This window comes from Rhodanobacter ginsenosidimutans, assembly GCF_042655685.1.
Taxonomy (GTDB): Bacteria; Pseudomonadota; Gammaproteobacteria; order Xanthomonadales; family Rhodanobacteraceae; genus Rhodanobacter; species Rhodanobacter ginsenosidimutans.
Window position 1 is genome coordinate 106618 of record NZ_JBHSMM010000004.1, and the last position, 19282, is coordinate 125899.

At 68.3% G+C, this 19282-nt stretch carries 16 protein-coding genes; 12 read left to right on the plus strand and 4 right to left on the minus strand.

What is annotated here, in order from left to right:
• The first annotated feature begins 136 nt into the window (after nucleotides 1-136).
• The 5 genes from ACFPK0_RS14120 to ACFPK0_RS14140 all read left to right on the plus strand — a co-directional run bounded on the left by ACFPK0_RS14120 (nucleotide 137) and on the right by ACFPK0_RS14140 (nucleotide 3931).
• Nucleotides 137-895 (plus strand): c-type cytochrome, encoded by a 759-nt coding sequence (locus tag ACFPK0_RS14120; protein WP_377341637.1) that lies wholly within the window; start codon nucleotides 137-139, stop codon nucleotides 893-895.
• An 89-nt stretch (nucleotides 896-984) separates the two neighbouring features.
• Complete coding sequence (locus tag ACFPK0_RS14125) at nucleotides 985-1875, plus strand: thiol:disulfide interchange protein DsbA/DsbL (RefSeq protein ID WP_377341639.1); 891 nt, start codon at nucleotides 985-987, stop codon at nucleotides 1873-1875.
• Between the two features lie 53 nt (nucleotides 1876-1928).
• Nucleotides 1929-2585: a thiol:disulfide interchange protein DsbA/DsbL gene (locus ACFPK0_RS14130; RefSeq protein ID WP_056084452.1), complete on the plus strand. Its 657-nt coding sequence runs from the start codon at nucleotides 1929-1931 to the stop codon at nucleotides 2583-2585.
• Nucleotides 2586-2681: 96 nt separating this feature from the next.
• Nucleotides 2682-3500, plus strand: a complete 819-nt coding sequence (locus ACFPK0_RS14135; protein WP_007081369.1) for an endonuclease/exonuclease/phosphatase family protein — start codon at nucleotides 2682-2684, stop codon at nucleotides 3498-3500.
• Nucleotides 3497-3931, plus strand: coding sequence for a hypothetical protein (locus ACFPK0_RS14140; RefSeq protein WP_056607967.1), 435 nt, complete (start codon nucleotides 3497-3499; stop codon nucleotides 3929-3931). Before ACFPK0_RS14135 ends, ACFPK0_RS14140 begins: the two co-directional genes overlap by 4 nt.
• Here the strand turns inward: ACFPK0_RS14140 and ACFPK0_RS14145 are convergent.
• Nucleotides 3836-5431: a glycoside hydrolase family 17 protein gene (locus tag ACFPK0_RS14145; RefSeq protein WP_377341642.1), complete on the minus strand. Its 1596-nt coding sequence runs from the start codon at nucleotides 5429-5431 to the stop codon at nucleotides 3836-3838. The genes ACFPK0_RS14140 and ACFPK0_RS14145 overlap by 96 nt on opposite strands.
• 122 nt (nucleotides 5432-5553) lie before the next feature.
• Between ACFPK0_RS14145 and ACFPK0_RS14150 the strand changes: the two genes are divergently transcribed.
• The 5 genes from ACFPK0_RS14150 (at nucleotide 5554) to ACFPK0_RS14170 (ending at nucleotide 13332) form a co-directional block, all read left to right on the plus strand.
• Nucleotides 5554-7605, plus strand: coding sequence for a transglycosylase SLT domain-containing protein (locus ACFPK0_RS14150; RefSeq protein ID WP_377341644.1), 2052 nt, complete (start codon nucleotides 5554-5556; stop codon nucleotides 7603-7605).
• Between the two features lie 2 nt (nucleotides 7606-7607).
• Nucleotides 7608-8546, plus strand: coding sequence for a complex I NDUFA9 subunit family protein (locus ACFPK0_RS14155; RefSeq protein ID WP_377341646.1), 939 nt, complete (start codon nucleotides 7608-7610; stop codon nucleotides 8544-8546).
• 89 nt (nucleotides 8547-8635) lie between these two features.
• Complete coding sequence (locus tag ACFPK0_RS14160; protein WP_377341648.1) at nucleotides 8636-9802, plus strand: beta-alanine-activating enzyme beta-propeller domain-containing protein; 1167 nt, start codon at nucleotides 8636-8638, stop codon at nucleotides 9800-9802.
• A gap of 44 nt (nucleotides 9803-9846) precedes the next feature.
• Complete coding sequence (locus ACFPK0_RS14165) at nucleotides 9847-11082, plus strand: multifunctional CCA addition/repair protein (protein ID WP_377341650.1); 1236 nt, start codon at nucleotides 9847-9849, stop codon at nucleotides 11080-11082.
• 72 nt (nucleotides 11083-11154) lie between these two features.
• Nucleotides 11155-13332 carry an LTA synthase family protein gene (locus ACFPK0_RS14170; protein WP_377341654.1) on the plus strand — a complete coding sequence of 726 codons (2178 nt, stop codon included), beginning with the start codon at nucleotides 11155-11157 and terminating at the stop codon, nucleotides 13330-13332.
• A gap of 27 nt (nucleotides 13333-13359) precedes the next feature.
• Here ACFPK0_RS14170 and ACFPK0_RS14175 read toward each other — a convergent pair whose 3' ends face one another.
• The 3 genes from ACFPK0_RS14175 to ACFPK0_RS14185 form a co-directional block, all read right to left on the minus strand.
• On the minus strand, nucleotides 13360-13770 hold the full coding sequence (locus tag ACFPK0_RS14175; RefSeq protein WP_377341656.1) for a VanZ family protein: 411 nt from the start codon (nucleotides 13768-13770) through the stop codon (nucleotides 13360-13362).
• Between the two features lie 8 nt (nucleotides 13771-13778).
• Nucleotides 13779-14972: a class I SAM-dependent methyltransferase gene (locus ACFPK0_RS14180; RefSeq protein WP_377341658.1), complete on the minus strand. Its 1194-nt coding sequence runs from the start codon at nucleotides 14970-14972 to the stop codon at nucleotides 13779-13781.
• A 93-nt stretch (nucleotides 14973-15065) separates the two neighbouring features.
• Nucleotides 15066-17201 carry a TonB-dependent receptor gene (locus ACFPK0_RS14185; RefSeq protein WP_377341660.1) on the minus strand — a complete coding sequence of 712 codons (2136 nt, stop codon included), beginning with the start codon at nucleotides 17199-17201 and terminating at the stop codon, nucleotides 15066-15068.
• 265 nt (nucleotides 17202-17466) lie between these two features.
• On the opposite strand from ACFPK0_RS14185, the gene ACFPK0_RS14190 reads away from it, so the two are divergent.
• Both ACFPK0_RS14190 and ACFPK0_RS14195 read left to right on the plus strand, forming a co-directional pair.
• Nucleotides 17467-18297 (plus strand): hypothetical protein, encoded by an 831-nt coding sequence (locus ACFPK0_RS14190; RefSeq protein ID WP_377341662.1) that lies wholly within the window; start codon nucleotides 17467-17469, stop codon nucleotides 18295-18297.
• A 77-nt stretch (nucleotides 18298-18374) separates the two neighbouring features.
• Nucleotides 18375-19121, plus strand: coding sequence for a pteridine reductase (locus ACFPK0_RS14195; protein ID WP_377341664.1), 747 nt, complete (start codon nucleotides 18375-18377; stop codon nucleotides 19119-19121).
• Nucleotides 19122-19282 lie beyond the last annotated feature (161 nt).

Consider the following 19282-nt stretch of genomic DNA (forward strand, 5'->3'; position numbering starts at 1 on the left):
CAGACTCTGAGGGATTCGGCATGGGGATGGTTTGACCAAGGTACGGTGGCACAGGGATAATTCTGCGGTTTCTGCCGATCGCGGGCCCATGGGCGCAATCAACGGCAGTGTCTGCAGTCTCTCGGGAGTCAATTGTATGAGTTTTCGGTCCGCCGGTTTTCGGCCAGCTGTTCTCGGGGCCGCCGTAGCCCTTGCCTTGGTGCTGTCCGGCACGGCCCTGGCGCAGGATGCCCAGCCGGCTGCCGCCGCCACGGCCGCCCAACCGGCCGCCGCTGCCGCCGCGCCCGCCGTGGCTGCAACGCCCGCCGCCGTGAAGCCGGGCGACGCCACCGCCGGCCAGGCCAAGGCCGCTGTATGCGGCGCCTGCCACGGCATGGATGGCAACTCCGCCGATGCGCAGTACCCGAAGCTGGCCGGCCAGAGCGAGCAGTACATCGTGCGCCAGCTGACCGACTTCAAGTCGGGCAAGCGCCAGAACCCGATCATGATGGGCATGGCCGCGCCGCTCTCCGAGCAGGACATGCATGACCTCGGCGCCTACTTCTCCACCAAGAAGCCGCTGCCCGGCGTGGCCGATCAGGCGCTGGTCGAGCACGGCGAGAAGCTGTACCGCCAGGGCGATTCCAGCCGCGACATCCCGGCCTGCATGGCCTGCCATTCCATCGACGGCAGCGGCAACCCCGGCGCGATGTACCCGCACCTGGCCGGCCAGCATGCGCAGTACGTGGAAGCCACGCTGAAAGCCTGGCACGACGGCACCACCTGGGGCGACGACGCCCACGCCAAGATCATGCCGTCGATCGCCGCCAAGCTCGACAGCAAGGACATCGCCGCCCTGGCCAGCTACATCGAAGGGCTGCACAGCGCCGACGCCGAATCGACCACCCAACCCTGATTCCCCGTGCGCCGGCCCTGTGCCGGCGCTTTCGGTTTGGGCCCCCACTCTGGCTTGCTCCCGCTGCGCCACACCCGTCGAGGTGATCCATGTTGAAACGTCTGCCGCTTCTCTGTGCCGCCCTGTTTGCCCTCGCGGCCTGCAGCAATTCCAGCGATACCACCAGCGCACCGACCGCCGCACCCGTGGCAACGGCCACCGCCACCGCTCCGGCGGCACCGGCCAGCGTGACGCCAGCACCGGCGGCGACCGCCACCACCATCATGGCCCCGGCCATGGCCAGCACCGCGCCAGCACCGGAGAGCGCCGTCGAGCCTGAGGCGGCCGCCCCGGTCGCCAGCAGTGCCACGCCGTTCGTTGACGACGGCAAGTGGGTCGAAGGCAAGAACTACTTCCTGATCGAACCGGCGCAGCCCACCAGCCAGCCTGGCAAGGTCGAGGTCACCGAGGTGTTTTCCTACGGCTGCCCCGCCTGCAACGCGTTCCACGCCACCGCCAACCAGATCGCCGCCAGCCTGCCCGCCAACGCGGTGATGACCTACCTGCCGGCTTCGTTCAACCCGCCGGAAAACTGGGTGATGCTGCAGCGCGCGTACTTCACCGCGCAGGCACTGGGCGTGGCCGAAAAGGGCAACGACGCCATGTACGACGCGGTGTGGAAGACCCGCGCGCTTAGCGCCATGAACCCCGCCGGCACCGGCCTCAAGCCCGCCAGCGCGCTGCCCACGATCGCCGATGCGGCCAAGGTCTACGCGCCGTTCGGCGTCGACCCGAAGGAATTCGAGGCGGTGGCCGCCTCGTTCGCCACCAACCTGAAAATGAAGCGCGCCGATGAGCGCGTGAAGGCGCTGGGCATTGAACAGACGCCCAGCATGGTGGTCAATGGCAAGTACCGCTACACCGTTGGCAGCGCCGGCGGTTATGCGCAGACGGTCGAGCTGACCCGTTGGCTGGTGGCGAAGGAAGCCGCCGGCAAGTAAGTCGCGCCCGGCACTTGAGGCGGGTCGCGAAGCCACCCATATCGAGAGGTCACATGAAGACATTTTCCCGCTTGCGTGTGTTGACCCTGGCCGCCGGCCTCATGCTTACCGCCGCCTGCACCGCGCAGCCCGGCCCGGCCACGCCCGCGCCTTATACCGAGGGCTCGGAGTACGTCACCTTGCCCGCGCCGAACCAGCGGCTCAGCAATGACGGCAAGGTCGAGGTGGTGGAGATCTTCTCCTATGGCTGCGTGCACTGCGCCCACTTCGCGCCGATGGCCGAGAAGCTGCGCAAGGAGCTGCCCGCCGGCGTGACATTCAAGCTGCTGCCCGCACCGTTCAGTGCGGAATGGCTGCCGTATGCGCGGGCCTACTACGCCGCCAAGCAGCTGGGCGTGGTCGAGCGCACACATCAGGCCTTGTTCGACGCCAAGTTCAAGCAGAACTACCCGATCAACTCGCTGGACGATCTGGCTGATTTCTACGCGCGCCAGGGCGTGGATCGTGCCGAATTCCTGCGCATCGCCAACTCCGACGCAGCCACCGCCGCGATGAAAAGCGACCTGGACCTGATCCGCCATTGGCAGGTCGACAGCACGCCCACCATCGTGGTCGACGGCAAATACCGCATCACCGGCGTGAAGACGCAGGAAGAAATGGCTGCGGTGGCGCTGTGGCTGGCCAAGCGCGAGCTGACCGCCAGGAAATAAGCCCGGCGTCGGCCAGCGCACACGCTTTCACGTTTGCTGTTCCATGCTTGGCACCGCATCGGCCCGCCGACGCCTCCTTTCCCACGATGTGATGCGATGAACCGCGCCGTACCCACCACCAGCAGCCCCGCAAGCGGCAACGAACGCCGCTTGCGCCTGCTCAGCTGCAACATCCTGGCGGGCGGCAGCGTGCAGCGTTATCGCGAGTACGTCACCCGCAGCCTCAGCGCGGTGCTGCCCGGGCGCAGCAAGATGGACAACCTGGACCGGCTGGCCGAGGTGCTGCCGCAGTTCGACGTGATCGGCCTGCAGGAGGCCGACGCCGGCAGCCTGCGTTCGGGTTTCCTCAACCAGACGCGCTACCTGGCGGAAACCGCCGGCATGCCGTTCTGGAGCCACCAGCCCAACCGGCCGATGGCGCGGCTGGCGCATTCGGCCAATGGCCTGATCAGCCGGATGGAGCCGCACGCCGTGCTGGATTACCCGCTGCCCAGCCGCATCCCCGGCCGCGGCGCGCTGCTGGCGCAATTCGGTGAAGGCCCCAATGCGCTGGCGGTGATGATCGCGCACCTGTCGCTCAGCGCCGCGGCCCGCGCGCAGCAACTGGGCTTCATCGCCGAGCTGCTGCAGGATTTTCCGCACGCGGTGCTGATGGGCGACCTCAACACCGAGCCGGGCAGCACCGAGATGGCCCGGCTGTTCGCCAAATGCAGCCTGCAGCCGCCCGCGCAGGCGACGCCCACGTTTCCCAGCTGGAAACCGCGGCGGGCGCTGGATCACATCATCACCTCGCCCGGCATCGTGCTGGACAAGGTCTGGGCGCTGCCTCAGGCGTTCTCCGACCATCTGCCGCTGGCGGCGGAAATCCGCTTGCCGGCCAACGTCGGCAGCGTCGCCAACGGTCACCGCGAATGACGACCACCGCCGGACAACGGTGGCGAACCGCCCTGCCCTGGCTGCTGCTGGCGCTGGTGGGCGTGGGCGCCGCGGTGCTGCGCTACGGCCTGATCGAAAGCAGCGCGATGGGTCAGCTGTGCGGCGCCGCCAACGGCCCGTGGTGGTGCAGCGTGCGGCAATGGCTGGTGCTGGGTTTCCTGCATGACATCTACGGTATCGCGGCGCTGATCGCCGCGGCTGCGGCTCTGCTGCACCGAAGCGCATGGCTGGCGTGGCTGGCCGCGGCGCTGGGCGTGTTTGCGCTTGAGCTCTATTGCTTCGAAGCGGGCGCGCTGGCCCTGCTGATCGGCTGCCTACGCCTGTTGCGTCGGCAGGCCACGCCGCCGCGCAGCGCGCCACCAGCCGAGCAACACCGGCACGGCCAGCAGCAGGTTCAGTCCCAGCCATAACCAGCTGGCGGGATTCAGGCCACGCTCCTGTACCAGCACGATGCTGCCCAGCAGCAGCAAGGCGACGGCCAGGAAGCGCGCCTCCAGCAACAGTGCCGACACCGCGCGCGGGCTCAGCCACGCGGCCAGCGCAAAACCCACGCAAGGCAACGCGAACAGCCCCAGCGGGAAATCGCGGTAGCGGCCGTCGAACACCAGCAGCAAGCCGTAGAAAGCCAGTACAAACAGCCAGCCGAAGCGCACCGGCAGCATCGGCAGTTCCGCCCGCTGCTCGCCATCCAGCCGTGCCGCGATCCAGCGCGCCAGCCACAGCGCGGTGCCCAGCGCGCAGAGGCAGGCGATGGTCGAGATGCTCCATTCCCAGGCGTCACGGCAGGCGTAGGCCATTTGCCGCGCCTGCCACGCCAGCGCACCGCCACTGGCCCAGCCGGCCAGCATCAGCGCCAGTCGTCCGCGCCAACGCCGCCGCCAGCCGCCGACCAGCACGAACAGCAGCGCGCCGGCGCCCGCGGCGGCTTCACCGATCCACCAGCGCGGCTCTTCCACCACCGGTCCCTGCATCGGGAATTTGGCTTTCGCCTGCGCGTCGAAGATGCCCCAGTAACCGCCGACGGTGCCTTCCTGCGCCCGCTTCCACGGTTGGTCGAACGCCTCGATCACGTTGTACGGCAGATCCACCTTCGCCGCGTAGCGCAGGAACTCGCGCAGGTAGCGCGCCTCGTTGATCACGCTGGCGGCGGCCCGCTGGCGCGGCCGGCCCGCGCTGGGCCAGCCGGTTTCGCCGATCATCACGCGCCGCCCGGGAAACGCCTGCTGCACCCGGGCATAGACCTCGGCCACGTGTTGCACGGCGCGCTCGGGCGCCACCGGCTTGTCTTCCCAATACGGCAGGATGTGGATGGTGATGTAGTCCACCGACGCGGCCAGTTGCGGGTAGCGCAGCCAGAATTCCCACACGTCGGCGTAGGTCACCGGCGCGTCCACCGCGTCGCGCACCTGACGCACGTAACCGGCCAACGCCGACGCCGACAATTCGCCGCGCAGCAGCACTTCGTTGCCCACGACCACGCCGCGCAAGGCCTGCGGTGTTTCTTTGGCCGCGGCGATGCCCAGGCGTACCTGTTCCTCATTGGCCTTCGGATCGGCGCCCAGCCAGATGCCCATCAGCACTTTCATGCCGTGGCGCGCGGCGATCCGCGGCACGGCGCTGAGGCCCTGTCCCTGCGAGTAGGTGCGCACGCAGTCGAAGCGTTGCGACAACACCTGCAGATCGGCATCGATCCGCTGCGGGCTGATGAAGGCGTTGGGATCGAGCGGGGTCTCCCCCGCTTCGCGGAACGGTGCGTAGGACACGCAGGAAATCCGCGCCGACGGCGCATCCGGCAGCGCCACCGGCCGCCCTTCAACCCACCAGCCCAGGGCAACCGCCAACGCGGCGAGCAACAAACCCAGCCAGACGAACACCTGCGGGCGGTAGCGGGGCAACGATGGGGACGGCATGCCGGTCCTTGGTGGGTTGAAGCGTGGGAGCGCGCCAGTTTAGCAGCGCCGGCACCACGGCCTTCACGGCGGCGGTACGGGACGCATCCACTACACTGGGGATCGGCCAAAGAGGAGCTTCCATGTTTTTGAGTGCAGCGCCACGGCGCTTTATCTGCGGGTTGCTGGCGGCGGCCGGTGCTTTGCTGGCCATGCCTCAGGCGCAGGCCGCGGCTTCCATCGATGCGCAGCGCACCGCGTTCAAGCAGGCCTACGCCGCCGCCAGTCAGGGCGATCCCGGTTGGCGCACGCTGGCGGCCGGCCTGCATGACTACCCGCTGTACCCGTACCTGCCGGCCGCGGCGCTGGAACACGACATCCGCCTGATCGACCGCACCGCAGTCGAGGATTATCTGGCGAGCTACCCCGACCTCATCCCCGCCGCCGACCTGCGCCGCAATTTCCTGCGCGAGCTGGCGCGACGCGAGGACTGGGCCGACTTTACCGCGCTGTACCAGCCCGGCCTGGGCGACGCGCTGGCCTGCAACGCGCTGCAGGCCAGCCTGGCCGGCGGCGGCACGCTCGATTTCCAGCGCGACCTGGCCGCGTTGTGGGCCAAGCCCGACCTGCCCGGCGCCTGCGATCCGGTGCTGAGCGCCGCGCACGACCAGGGCCTGCTGACCACGGCGCGCTTGTGGGATCGGATCGATCGCGCCGCCGACGCCGGCAAGGCCGGCACCGTCGCCAGCCTGGCATCCTGGCTGCCTGCCGCCGATCAGCCCACCGCGCTGCACCTGGCGCAGGCCTGGCGCGACCCGGCCGCCGCCGTGGCGGCCGCATCCGGCTGGACCAGCAGTGAGCGCAACACCCGGGCCGCGACGCTGGCCCTGACCCGGCTGGCACGACGCCAGTCCACCAGTGCCGACGCTGGCTGGCAGACGCTGCAGGGCCGCTTGCCGTTCAGCGAGGCCCAGCGCAACCACATTCTCGCCACGCTGGCGCTGTTCCACGCCACCGATTTCGACGACCGCGCGCTGGCACGGCTGATCGCCCTGCCGCCCGCCGCGCAAACCGATGCCACCTTCGAGTGGCGCGCCCGCGTGGCGCTGGCGCGACAGAACTGGCCGGCGGTGATCGCGGCGATCGAGGCGATGCCGGCGACGCTGCGCCAGGACGGCGAATGGCGCTATTTCCATGGCCGCGCACTGGCCGCACAAGGCGATGCCGCCGAGGCGAAAAATCAGTTCAAGACGTTGGCGGACGAAGCGACCTTCTTCGGTTTCCTGGCCGCCGACGAGCTGGGCCAGCCGTACGCCATCTGCCCGCTGACGCTGGCCGACGATCCCGCGCAGCAGGCCTCGCTGCTGGCACGGCCGGGGCTGCAACGCGCGCTGGAGCTGTTCGCGGTCGACCTGCCGAAACCGGCGCGACGCGAATGGAACCGTGCCCTGCAAGGCGCCGATCAGGCCACCGTGCGGGTTGCCGCCGCGCTCGCCAACCAGCGCGGCTGGTACGACCGCGCCGTGTTCGCCTTCAGCAGTGGTGACGCCTTGCGCCTGTACGACCTGCGTTTCCCGCTGGCCAGCCAGGATGGCCTGGTGCCCCAGGCCGAAGCGGCCGGGATCGATCCGGCGTGGGCCTACGGCATCCTGCGCGCGGAAAGCGCCTGGATGAGCGATGCCCGCTCCGGCGCCGATGCGCGCGGCCTGATGCAGTTGCTGCCCAGCACCGGCGCGCTGGTGGCACGACGCAACGGCATGAGCTGGGGCGGCGGCGACACCCTCTACGACCCGGTCACCAACATCGCGCTGGGCACGCGTTATCTGGCCCACATGGCGTCGCGTTTCGACGGCTCGCCATGGCTGGCCAGCGCTGCGTACAACGCCGGCCCCAACCGCGTCGACCAGTGGCTGGCCGCGCGCGGCACGCTGGCGCCGGACGTCTTCATCGCCAGCATCCCGTTCAAGGAAACGCGCGAATACGTGGCCCGCGTGATGGCGTTCAGCGTGATCTACGACTGGCGCCTCAACGGCACCGTGATTCCGCTGACGACCCGCCTCAGCACCATCGGCCAGCCGTATGCGACAGCGGCGGCGAACGCCGCGCGCAAGGCCATCAGCTGCCCGGCCAGCACGGCACCGGCGGCGGCAACGTCCGCCGCCGCGCCGGTCGCCACCTCGGCCGACGGGCGTTGAGCATGCCCGCCCAACAACTCGTCGTGCTCGGCGGCACCGGTTTCGTCGGCCGCCACCTGGTGCCGCGACTGGCCGCCGACGGCCACCGCGTCGTGGTGCTGAGCCGCAACCGCGAGCAGCATCGCGAGCTCGGCGTGCTGCCCGGGGTGCAGGTGCGCAGCGCCGACGCGCACGATCCGGCTGTCCTGCAGCGCGAGCTGGCCGGCGCCGATGCCGCGATCAACCTGGTCGGCATCCTCAACCCGCGCGGCATCCACAGCTTCGAGCACGTGCACGTGGAACTGGTCGAGAAAGTGATCGAGGCCTGCCGCGCCAACGGCGTGACCCGGCTGCACCAGATGAGCGCGCTGAAGGCCGGCCAGGGCCTGTCCAACTACCTGAAATCGCGCGGCCAGATGGAGGCGCGCGTGCGCCAGTCCGGCCTGGACTGGACCCTGTACCAGCCCAGCGTGATGTTCGGCGAAGGCGATGGCCTGGTGAACCGGTTCGGCCGTCTGCTGCGTCAGCTGCCGGTGCTGCCGCTGGCGCGCGCCCAGGCGCGGCTGGCGCCGACCTGGGTGGGCGACGTGGCCGCGGCGATCGCCCGCTGCGTCGACAACCCGGCGCTCGGCCGCCAGCGCGGCTTCGAGCTTTACGGGCCGGATGTGTTTTCACTGGGCGAGATCGTGCGACTGATCCGCGACGCCAGCGGGCGCCGTACGCCGATCCTCGAGTTGCCCGACGGCCTCGGCCGGCTGCAGGCGCAACTGGCCGAACTGCTGCCGGGCAAACCCTTCTCGCTGGACAACTTCCGCTCGCTGCGCACCGATTCCGTGGGCAAGAACGACGGCTACGCCATGCTGGGCATCACGCCACAGGCGTTCGCCCCCTGGCTGCCACGGCTGCTGACGGCCTCCGCGCGGCAACGACGGCTGTCGGCCGCGCGTTCGTTGCGCCGCTGAGGCGCCTGCCACACAGTGGGGCACTTTTCGGCAGGCCGTCTGCCGGGAACCACCTGAAGGGGTTTACACGAATGTCATCGAGCTCCTGGATGCGAATGCTGGTGCTGGCCACTGTGGCGTGGGGCGGCGTGCTGTGCACGTCGGCGGCGCGGGCGGGCATGTTCGGCTGCACCCCCGAGCGCAGTGGCGTGTGCGCCACCAGTGGCTGGCGCGATGCGCTGCTGAATGCCGACGCGCCCGAGCTCATCGCGCCGGCGTGGAAGTTCCATACCGGTCGATTGAACCGCTCCAGCCCAGTGGTGGCACACGACACCGTCTACGTCGGCAGCCACGACGGCAACCTGTACGCGCTGGGCGCGGTCGACGGCAAGAAGAAGTGGACGTTCCACACCGACGGCGAACTGACCTCCTCGCCGGCCACCGATGCCACCTCGGTCTACGTCGCCGCCGGCGACGGCACCATCCACGCCGTCGACGCTGCCAGCGGCAAATCGCGCTGGACGTTCCGCACCGGCAAGCCGTTGCCGCCGCCGTACATGGGCTGGGATTTCTACCAGTCCTCGCCCGTCGTGGCCGACGGCGTGGTGTACGTGGGCAGCGCCGATGGCCGCGTGTACGCGCTCGCCGCGGCTGACGGCAAGCCGTTGTGGTCGTTCCAGACCCAGGCCCGCGTGCGCGCTACGCCGGCGGTGGCCGATGGCGTGGTCTACGCCGGCAGCATGGATGGCAAGCTCTACGCGCTGGACGCCCGCAATGGCAAACCGCGCTGGACGTTCAAGACCGCGGGCAATGCCCAGTTCCCGCTGGGCGAACTGCAATCGTCACCCGCAGTGGCCGGCGGCACGGTGTATTTCGGCAGTCGCGATGGCTTTCTCTACGCGCTGGATACCCGCACCGGCACCAAGCGCTGGGCGTTCGACAACCAGGGCTCATGGGTGATCTCCAGCCCCGCGGTGGCCGACGGCGCGGTCTACGTCGGCACCTCCGATGCGCATACCGTGCTGGCCATCGATGCGGCCAGCGGCGAGCAGCAATGGTCGTTCGATGCCCGCGGGCGCGTGTTTTCCTCGCCGGTGGTGGTCGGTAAGACCGTGTACGTGGGCTTGTGCGATGGCGAGCTGGTGGCGCTGGACCGACCCACCGGCAAACTGCTGGGCTACGTGTCCACCGAAGGCACGGTCTACTCGTCGCCCGCGGTGCACGACGGCAGCGTGTATTTCGGTAGCGACGACGGCTTCATCTACGCCGCCCGCTGAACACCATGACGATGCGCATGCGCGGCGCGTGGCAAGATCGCGGCATGCGTATCTATCTTGTCGGCGGCGCCGTCCGCGATGCCCTGCTGGACCGACCGGTGGTGGACCATGACCACGTGGTGGTCGGGGCCACGCCGGACGACCTGCTGGCGCTGGGTTACCGGCCGGTGGGCAAGGACTTTCCCGTGTTTCTGCACCCGGACACGGGCGAGGAATACGCGCTGGCGCGCACCGAGCGCAAGACCGGCCGCGGCTATCACGGCTTCGTGTTCCAGGCTGATGCCACGGTGACGCTGGAGCAGGATCTGGCGCGCCGCGACCTCACCATCAACGCCATCGCCCGCGACGAGCACGGCGTGCTGACCGATCCGTTCGATGGCGTGCGCGATATCGAGGCGCGGGTGCTGCGCCACGTGTCGCCGGCGTTCGTGGAAGACCCGGTGCGGGTGCTGCGGGTGGCCCGTTTCGCTGCCCGCTTCGCGCCGCTGGGTTTCACGGTGGCCGCCGAAACCATGGCCCTGATGCAGCAGATGGTGCGCGATGGCGAGGTCGATCACCTGGTGCCGGAGCGCGTGTGGGCGGAAACGCGCAAGGCGCTGACCGAGCCGCGACCTTCGGCCTTCCTGCGCGTGCTGCGCGAAGCCGGCGCGCTGCGCGTGCTGTTTCCCGAGGTGGATGCGTTGTATGGCGTGCCGCAGCGCGCCGAGTTCCACCCCGAGATCGATACCGGCGTGCACGTGGAAATGGTGCTGGATGCCGCCGCGAAACTGGCGCCGCGCAACGACCTGGTCGGCTTCTGCGCGCTCACCCACGACCTGGGCAAGGCGCTGACGCCGGCCGACACCTTGCCCCGCCACATCGGCCACGAACAACGCGGGTTGGCCCCGCTGCGCCAGCTGGCGGCGCGATTGAAGGTGCCCACCGAACATGCGGCGCTGGCCGAGGCGGTGTGCCGCGAGCATCTGAATGCGCACCGCGCGTTCGAACTGAAACCGGCCACCGTGGCCAAGCTGCTGTCCTCGCTGGATGCCTTGCGGCGCCCGGCGCGACTGGACGCTTTCCTGGCCGCCTGCATGGCCGACAAGCGCGGCCGCCTCGGTCATCAGGACGACGCTTACCCGCAAGCGGATTACCTGCGCGAGGCCTGCGCCGCGGCCGCCGCCGTCAATGCTTCCGCGTTCGTGGCGCAAGGCCTGGCCGGGCCGGCCATCGGCGCGGCGATGGAGCGGGCGCGCATCGACGCCATCGCCACGGTGAAAACTAAGCTTCCAGCAAGCTGATCGCGCTATAAAGCCGCAACACTGATCGCCCGCCCGGGACGCCGATCAACCCCACGCTTGCTGGAGCTGCCCGTGTCGCGCACCTACCCGCCCTCTTCAACGTTGCGCCAGCGTTTCCGCCCGCTGCTGTGGCTGGGCATCGTCTTCCTGGCGATCGCGTTCGTCACCCGGGTGGTGTTGCTGGTGATGTCCGGCGCGGAAGTGCCGCACACGCCGGGCAACCTGCTCTACGCCTTCGGCGTCGGGCTGGGCTACGACCTGATCACCTTCATCTACGTGGCCTGGCCGATGGTGCTGTTCCTGTGGCTGGTGCCGACGCGGACCGGACGCATGCACGGGCTGCGGCGCTGGCTGCTGTGCGCCGCCGCGCTGGTGCTGACCTGCGCCCTCTGCCTGGTGGTGCTGCACCTGATGTACCACGCCACCTTGAGGACCACCTGGCCGGCGATCCTGCCGTTCCTGTTCGTGCTGCCACTGACCGCGTTCACCTATACCTCGCGTGCCGGCCAGTGGGTGCTGTACGGCTTCGCCCTGCTGCTTTTATACGGGCTGCTGTTCGTGGCGGCGTCCGAACTGGTGTTCTGGAACGAGTTCAGCGTGCGCTTCAATTTCATCGCGGTGGACTATCTGGTCTACACCACCGAGGTGATCGGCAATATCCGCGAGTCGTACCCGATCGACCGCTGGCTGGCCCTGCTGGTGGTCGGCGCGCTGGTGCTGTTCGCGATCAGCCGGCGCGGCCTGCGCGCGCGCGATGACGGCAGCCGCTTCTGGCAGCGCGGCAAGGTGGCGCTGCTGTGGCTGGTGCTGACCATCATCTCGGTCGCCGCTGTGAACGGCGGCATGAAGGACCGCACCGGCAACAACTACGTCAACGAACTGGCCGGCAACGGCATCTACCAGTTCTTCAACGCGTTCCGCAGCAGCCATCTCGACTACGCGAAGTTCTACCGCACCCTGCCGGAGGACGAAGCGTTCCGCCGCGTACGCGAGATGCTGAAGACGCCCGACGCCACCTATGTCAGCGACGACCCGCGCGACCTCACCCGCGCGATCCGCCATGCCGGGCCGGAGCGGCACCTCAACGTGGTGCTGATCAGCGTGGAAAGCCTGTCCGGCGATTACCTGGCCACGTTCGGTAACAAGGAAGGCATCACGCCGTATCTCGACTCGCTGGTCGGCCAGAGCATGTTCTTCGACAACCTCTACGCCAACGGCACGCGCACCGTGCGCGGGCTGGAAGCGTTGTCGCTGTCGGTGCCGCCCACGCCCGGCGACTCGCTGCTGAAGGAAAAGCACAACGAAAACCTGTTCTCGCTGGCGGACATCTTCAACGACCGCGGCTACCAGTCGGACTTCGTCTACGGCGGTTACGGCGAGTTCGACAACATGAACCAGTTCTTCGGCAGCAACGGCTACCGCACGGTCGACCGTCGCGACATCCCGAAGAGCGCCACGATCCACAGCGAGAACGTGTGGGGCGTGGCCGACGAGGATCTGTACACGCTGGCACTGGGCCAGATGGACCAGATCCACGCGGCGGGAAAATCCTTCTTCCTGCACATCATGACCACCTCCAACCACCGCCCGTACACCTTCCCCGAAGGCCGGGTGAAGCAGGCAGAGCACACCCGCGCCGGTGCGGTGGCGTACACCGACTGGTCGATCGGCGATTTCATCAAGCGGGCGCGGGCGAAGTCGTATTTCAACGACACCGTGTTCGTGATCACCGCCGACCACTGCGCCTCCAGCGCGGGCAAGACCAGCGTGCCGGTGAACCGCTACCACATCCCGCTGTGGATCTACGCGCCCGCGCACATCAAGCCGCAGCGGGTCGAGCGGCTGACCAGCCAGATCGACATCGCCCCCACGTTGCTGGGCCTGCTCGACCTCAGCTACCGCTCGCGCTTCTTCGGCTACGACGTGTTCCAGCTGGAACCGGGCCGCGAACGCGCTTTCCCGGCCACCTACGAAAAGCTGGGCTATCTGCACAATGACGTGCTCACCGTGCTGGAACCCGGCCGCAAGCTGGAGCAGATGAAGCCGGATTACGTCACCGGCGACGGCGCCGCCATCACACCGCAGAACGAGGAGCAGATCGCCCAGACGATCGCCTACTACCAGGTCGCCAGCGACCTGTTCAAACGCGGCAAGCTGGTGCGCCGGCCGGACGACGCCCTACCGGTGCAGCCACTGACACCACCGACCGTCACCGCGCCTGCCGCGGCTGCCAGTAGCGGCAGGCGATGACGCCAGGCGTGTGGGCGCGCTGACCCCTCACCGGGCGCGCCTGCGACCAACAGCCGTTTCGATGCCCGCCAGCACGCGGGCCAATGGCGTGCGCAGCAACGGCAGCGCGACCAGAATGCCGATGACGTCGGCCAGTACGTCCCAGCCGCTGGCGTCGCGTGGCGGATCCAGCCATTGCGCGAATTCGATGAACACACCAAAGGCGAGGCAGCCCAGCGCGATCCAGGCGCGGGTGCGAGGGCTGCGGTAGATGTTGCCCCACCAACCCATCAGGCAGCAGAAAGTGGTGGCGTGCAGCAGCTTGTCGCCGTAGGTGAATGACAACGTGATGCTCGGGTCCGGCGTCAGCGCCATCCATGTCACGAACAGCATGATCGCGCCGCCCAGCACCAACCAAGCCCCATGCCAACGCAACCTTCCGGACGTCTGGACGTCCATCGCCTTGCTCAAAGCCGGCCACCCTGGTCGGCCGCCATCAGCTCGGCCGGCAACGCCAGCACGTCGAGTCCGCGCGCCAGCAGCATCGCCTGGAAGCGCTCGCCCATCTGGTCGGGCAGCATCAAGGTCTTGACCTGCTGCGACAGGCGGTAGCGCGCGTGTTCGTCCGCAGCCTGCGCCTGCTCGTGCTCGAAGATGGCCTGCAGGCCGGCGCCGATCAGGAACTGTGCCTGCGGCAGGTAGGCGGCCACGGAGAAGCCGGCGCTGTTGCCGGCCTCGGCCAGGGCGGTGAAATCGACCGAGGCGGTGAGGTCGTTCAGGCCCGGCAGGTACAGCGGATCGTTGTGCGCGTGGTGGCGGTAATGCGCCATCAACGTGCCGTCGTCGCGCTGCGGCAGGTAGAACTCACGGCGCACGTAGCCGTAGTCGATGAACAGCATCAGCCCCGCCACCAGCGAACCGGCCACGGCCTGGATCCAGTACGGCAGCTGCGGCAGGATTTCCGAGCGGTAGCCGGCGGGGAACTCGTTGCCGATGTCGCGCTCGACATGGCGCACGGCGCCACCTACCAGTGCATCGGCGGGGCGATCGACGCGCATCAGGCGGCCCTCGCCATCCAGCGCCACGTATTCCTCGTACACCTCGCCGTCGCGCAGCGTGAAACGCGTGGCCGGCAGCGCGTCGATCACCTCGTTGGCGAACAGCACGCCGCGCCAATCCTGCTCGGGCGGACGATCCAGCCAGCGCACGCGGGCATTCAGATCGGCCGGCAAGCCGGCGGCGAGGCGTTCGCGCTGGCGCTCGCGCAGGTCGGCGCTGGGCTCAAGAATCAGGTAATGACGCGGCAGCGTGCCGCTGTCCGCGAAGGCCAGCAAGGCCGCTTCGGCAAACGCACCGCTGCCGCCGCCCAGCTCGAGGAAATCCGCCTCGTCGCCCAGCGACGCCAGCGTGGGCTGCAACGCGTGGATCACGCAGCGCGCAAACAACGGCCCCAGCTCGGGCGCGGTGACGAAGTCGCCGGCGGCGCCGAACTTGGTGCGGCCGGCGCTGTAGTAGCCCAGCCCCGGCGCGTACAGGCAGCGCTCCATGTATTGCGAAAACGGCAACGGCCCGTGCGAGGCGATCATCTCGCGCAGCAGCTGCAGCAGATGGTCGGAATGCGCGCGCTCGTCGGCGCTGGGTTCGGGGAGTCGGGAAGGCATCGGCTTTGACGGGTGGTGATAGCGCCGCAAGCATAGTGGATACGGCCCACCGCTCCTGCCATTCCCTCTTCCCCATTCCCTGTTCCCGGCTCCTCAAAAATCCTTCTGCACGCTGAGGTAGACGCCACGGCGCGGGGCGAACTGCGGGGCGCCGACACCGATGCCACTGCCATCGCGCAGCGCGTAACTGCGGTCGAGCGCGTTGAGCAGCGCCAGTTGCGTGTGTAGCTTGCCGCTGTCACCCAGCATGAAGTCATGCGCGACGTTGAGATTCAGCTGGAAATACGCCGGCAGCGAGGCACCGTTCGGCACGTCGCCGTCCTTGCGCAGGCCGCTGCCGAACAGGTAATCGGCGCCGACCTTGGTGCGATCGTTCAACGCGTAGTGGATGCCGCCGGACGAGGTCAGCTTCTGGTCGTGATCCAGCAGGGTCCAGTGATTGTCGATGTAGGCCAGGTCAGCCGGATCGAAGTTGTACTGGCTGGTGATGATGCGCTTGCCGATGGCCTTGCCCAGCGAGGCGTTGAAGTACGCCGACAGCGGCCCCTGCGCGTAATTGGCGGTGAATTCCACACCCTTCACGCGGCCGTCGGCCAGGTTGAAGGTGGAATAGACCAGCGCCGAGCCAAACTGTCCTTCATCCTGCAGCCGCTGCACCTTGCGGTAGTACGCGTCCACACCAATGGTCCAGGCCGTGCCGATGGTCTGCTGGATGCCGGCATCGAAGTAGTCCGAACGCTCGGCCAGCGGGGTGTTGTTGCCGCTGTCGGCCACCGCGTTGGTGGTGCCATCGAACTTGGCGATGTTGCTGCTGGCGATCATCTCGGTGGCCGGCGGCGTGAAGTAGCGCGCGTAGCCGGCATGTACCACGGTGCTGTCGCTGGCCTGCCATACCAGGCCCAGGCGCGGGCTCAACTGGCTCTCGGTGCGGGTCAGCTGGTACTGGTCGCCGCGCAGGCCGTAGTTCAGCGTCCAGTCTTCGCCGAGGCTCCATTCGTCCTGCACGTAGGCGGACCAGGTTTTGGCAATGAGGCGGCTGTTGTCGAGGATGTTGAGCGGCGTGGTGCTGGCCTGGTTGCCGTCGGCATCGGCGGGAAACACCCACGCATCGTTGCCGCTGGCGGCGCGCTCGAAGCTGCCGTAAAGGCCGTAGCGCAAGGTGTGGCTGCTGCCCATCGGCATCGCGAAATCCGCCTGCAGCGTGCTGGCGCGATTGCTGCGGCCGACGTCGGAGGCGACGCCGTTGAACATCAGTTCGCCGATCCGGTCCGGACTGTAGGCCACGCTGGTGTAGCGCTGGCCCAGTGACACCTGATAGTTCGTCGCGCCCACCTTGCCTTGCAGGGCCAGCACGCCGAAACGGGTGTTTTCGCGCTGACGCTCGTTCAGATCGGCCGAATTGAAATCCACCGTATCGAGGTAGCCGAACTCGGGTTGCTGATTCGGGTTGTTGGGGATTTCGAAGCGGTTGTTGCTGACGCCGAACAGGAAGCTGAGGCGGGTGGTGTCGTTGATCAGGTAGCTGATGTCGCCAAAGCCGCGGGCCTGGTTGGTGTGGTCGTGGACGGGCTTGCGGCTGGCGGTGGGGTTTTCGATGCCGGCGTCGTTTTCCATGTAGTTGCCGGTGAAAAACCAGCTCCAGCGATCGGCGTTGCCCCAGATCGAGGCGTTCGGATTGAGCGTGCCGAACGAGCCGCCGGTGATGCCCACGCTGCCGCCGTTGCCAAGGTCATGGCCGCTGCGGGTGGTGATGTCGACCACGGCCGCCGTGCGCAGGCCGTACTGTGCCGGCAGCGCCCCGTCGAGCAGCTTCACGGTCTGGATCGTGCGCGTGTCCAGGGTCTGGCCGAAGCCGGAGATCGACTCGGGGATGATCACACCGTTGATGCGGTATTGCAGGTTGGCGTGATCGCCGCGCACATGCAGGCCGCCGTAGGAATCCTGCACCACGCCGGGCGCCTGCAGCAGCACCTGGTTCATCGGCGTGGACGCGCCCAGCGGCAGTTGCGCGATGGCCTTGTGGTCGATCACGTACTGGCTGCTGCCGGTGTCGGGCGACAGCGCGTTGCGCGCCTGGTCCAGCGCGGCCGACACGTCGATGACGCTGAGATTCTGCGCATTGCTCTCCTGGGGCAGCGCGGTTGCCGCTGGCGCATCGGCCGCAAGGGCGCGGGTGGACGGCACGGCCAGCGCGACGGCAAGGCTCGCGGCGAGCAGGGAAGGGTTCATCAGGGATTCCAGTGGGGCGGGGAGATTTATTGTTATGTTATAACATATCTATTCAATCGCAAGCGCCCCCTGCCGCAAGTCACGGGCCGCTGGAAAGCCCGGCTTTTTGTAGGAGCGACTTCAGTCGCGATGCTTCTGGTTCATCGACGAAAGGCATCGCGACTGAAGTCGCTCCTGCGAACTCGTGGCGCCACCCGCGCTTCACGTCGCGTGCCTACACTGGCGAGTGAGTGCGTCCACACCGGCACGCCGCCACGGAGTCCGCATGCCAAGTCGCAGCGAAAACGTTCCCGCCACCCTCATGCCCACCGACCACGGCCGCATTGCGCAGGCCGTGCTGGACTTCGTCAGCCAGGTACCGGCGAGCCGCATCGGCCACAGCACCGACCCGGACAGCGAGGCGCGCAAGCTCGCCACCCGCGCGGCCCAGCGCGCGGCGCTGGCGGCCGGTTCACTGGCCTTGCCGCCCGGCCCGCTGGGCTGGCTGACCTTGCTGCCGGAGTTGGTGGCGATCTGGAAAATCCAGGGCCAGATGGTCAGCGACATCGCCGCCGCCTACGGCCGGCACGCCACGCTGGGGCGCGAGCAGATGTTGTGGTGCCTGTTCCGGCATACCGCGGCGCAGGCGTTTCGCGACCTGGTGGTGCGCATGGGCGACCGGCTGGTGTTCCGCCGCATGTCGCACAGCGTGGCGCAGCGGGTGGCGCGCCAGGTGGGCGTCAAGATCACCCAGCGCACCTTGAACAAGGGCCTCTCGCGCTGGCTGCCGGTGATCGGTGCACTGGGCGTGGGCGCGTATGCGTACTACGACACGGGACAAGTGGCGCAAACGGCGATCGAGATGTTCGAGAGCGAGATCGCCGTCGAAGGTGACGCCGACGAAGGCGCTGGTGATGGCACCGCGCCGGCCAAGCCGAAAGCGAAACCGTCGCGCAGCAGCGGGGAGAAGTCCGTCGTCGGCGCCGCACGCAAGGTGGCGGGCACCGCGCGCAAGGCGGCCAAAACGGCGCGCAACGTCTTGGGCAGCGCAAGCAAGGCGGCCGGCGCGGCGCACAAGACGGTCAGCCGGAAACCGCGCAAGCCCACGCCGGAATGAGCGTGGCCGCAGCGTGGCGGTGACGCCCGGCCGGGCTTTGCGGCAAGCTGTGGGTCGAATCGCCGTGGAACCGATGCATGAAGTCACCCACTGAACGTCCCGTCGCCCTGATCACCGGCGCCGCCCGCCGCGTAGGTGCGGTGATCGCGCACACGCTGCATGCGGCCGGCTACGACGTGGCGCTGCACTATCGCCACTCCGCCGCCGAGGCCACCGCGCTGGCCGAGACGCTGGAACGTCAACGTGCCGGCAGCACCTTGCTGCTGCAGGGCGAGCTCGCCGATACCGCGGCGCTGCCGGTGCTGATCGAGTCGTTGCTGGCGCATTACGGCCGGCTGGACGCGCTGGTCAACAACGCCTCCGCGTTCTATCCCACACCGTTGGGCGAGGCCACACCGGTGCAATGGAACGAGCTGTTCGCCTCCAACGCGCAGGCGCCGTTCTTCCTCAGCCAGGCGGCCGTGCCTGCGCTGCGCGAGGCACAGGGCGGTATCGTGAATCTGCTGGACATCTATGCCGAGCGACCGTTGGCGAACCACCCCTTGTACTGCATGGCCAAGGCAGCGCTGGCGGCGATGACGCGCTCGCTGGCACTGGATCTGGCGCCGCAGGTGCGCGTCAACGGCGTGGCGCCCGGCGCCGTCATGTGGCCGAGCGACGGCAAACCTTATGACGATCAACAGGCCATGCTGGCGCGCACGCCGATGCAGCGTGCCGGCACGCCCGAAGACGTGGCCGGCGCGGTGTTGTGGCTGCTGCGCGATGCGCCGTTCGTGACCGGGCAGGTGGTGCGCGTGGATGGCGGACGCACGCTGTCGGTGTAGCGACTGCAGCGCGGGAGGCCCCAGCTTTCCCTTCCCCCGTTTACGGGGGAAGGTGCCGAAGGCGGATGGGGGACTCTTGATTTCGCTTTTGCACGGCGAAAAGCGCCCTCATCCACCCTCCGGGCACCTTCCCCCGCAAGCGGGGGAAGGAAAGGCATGAG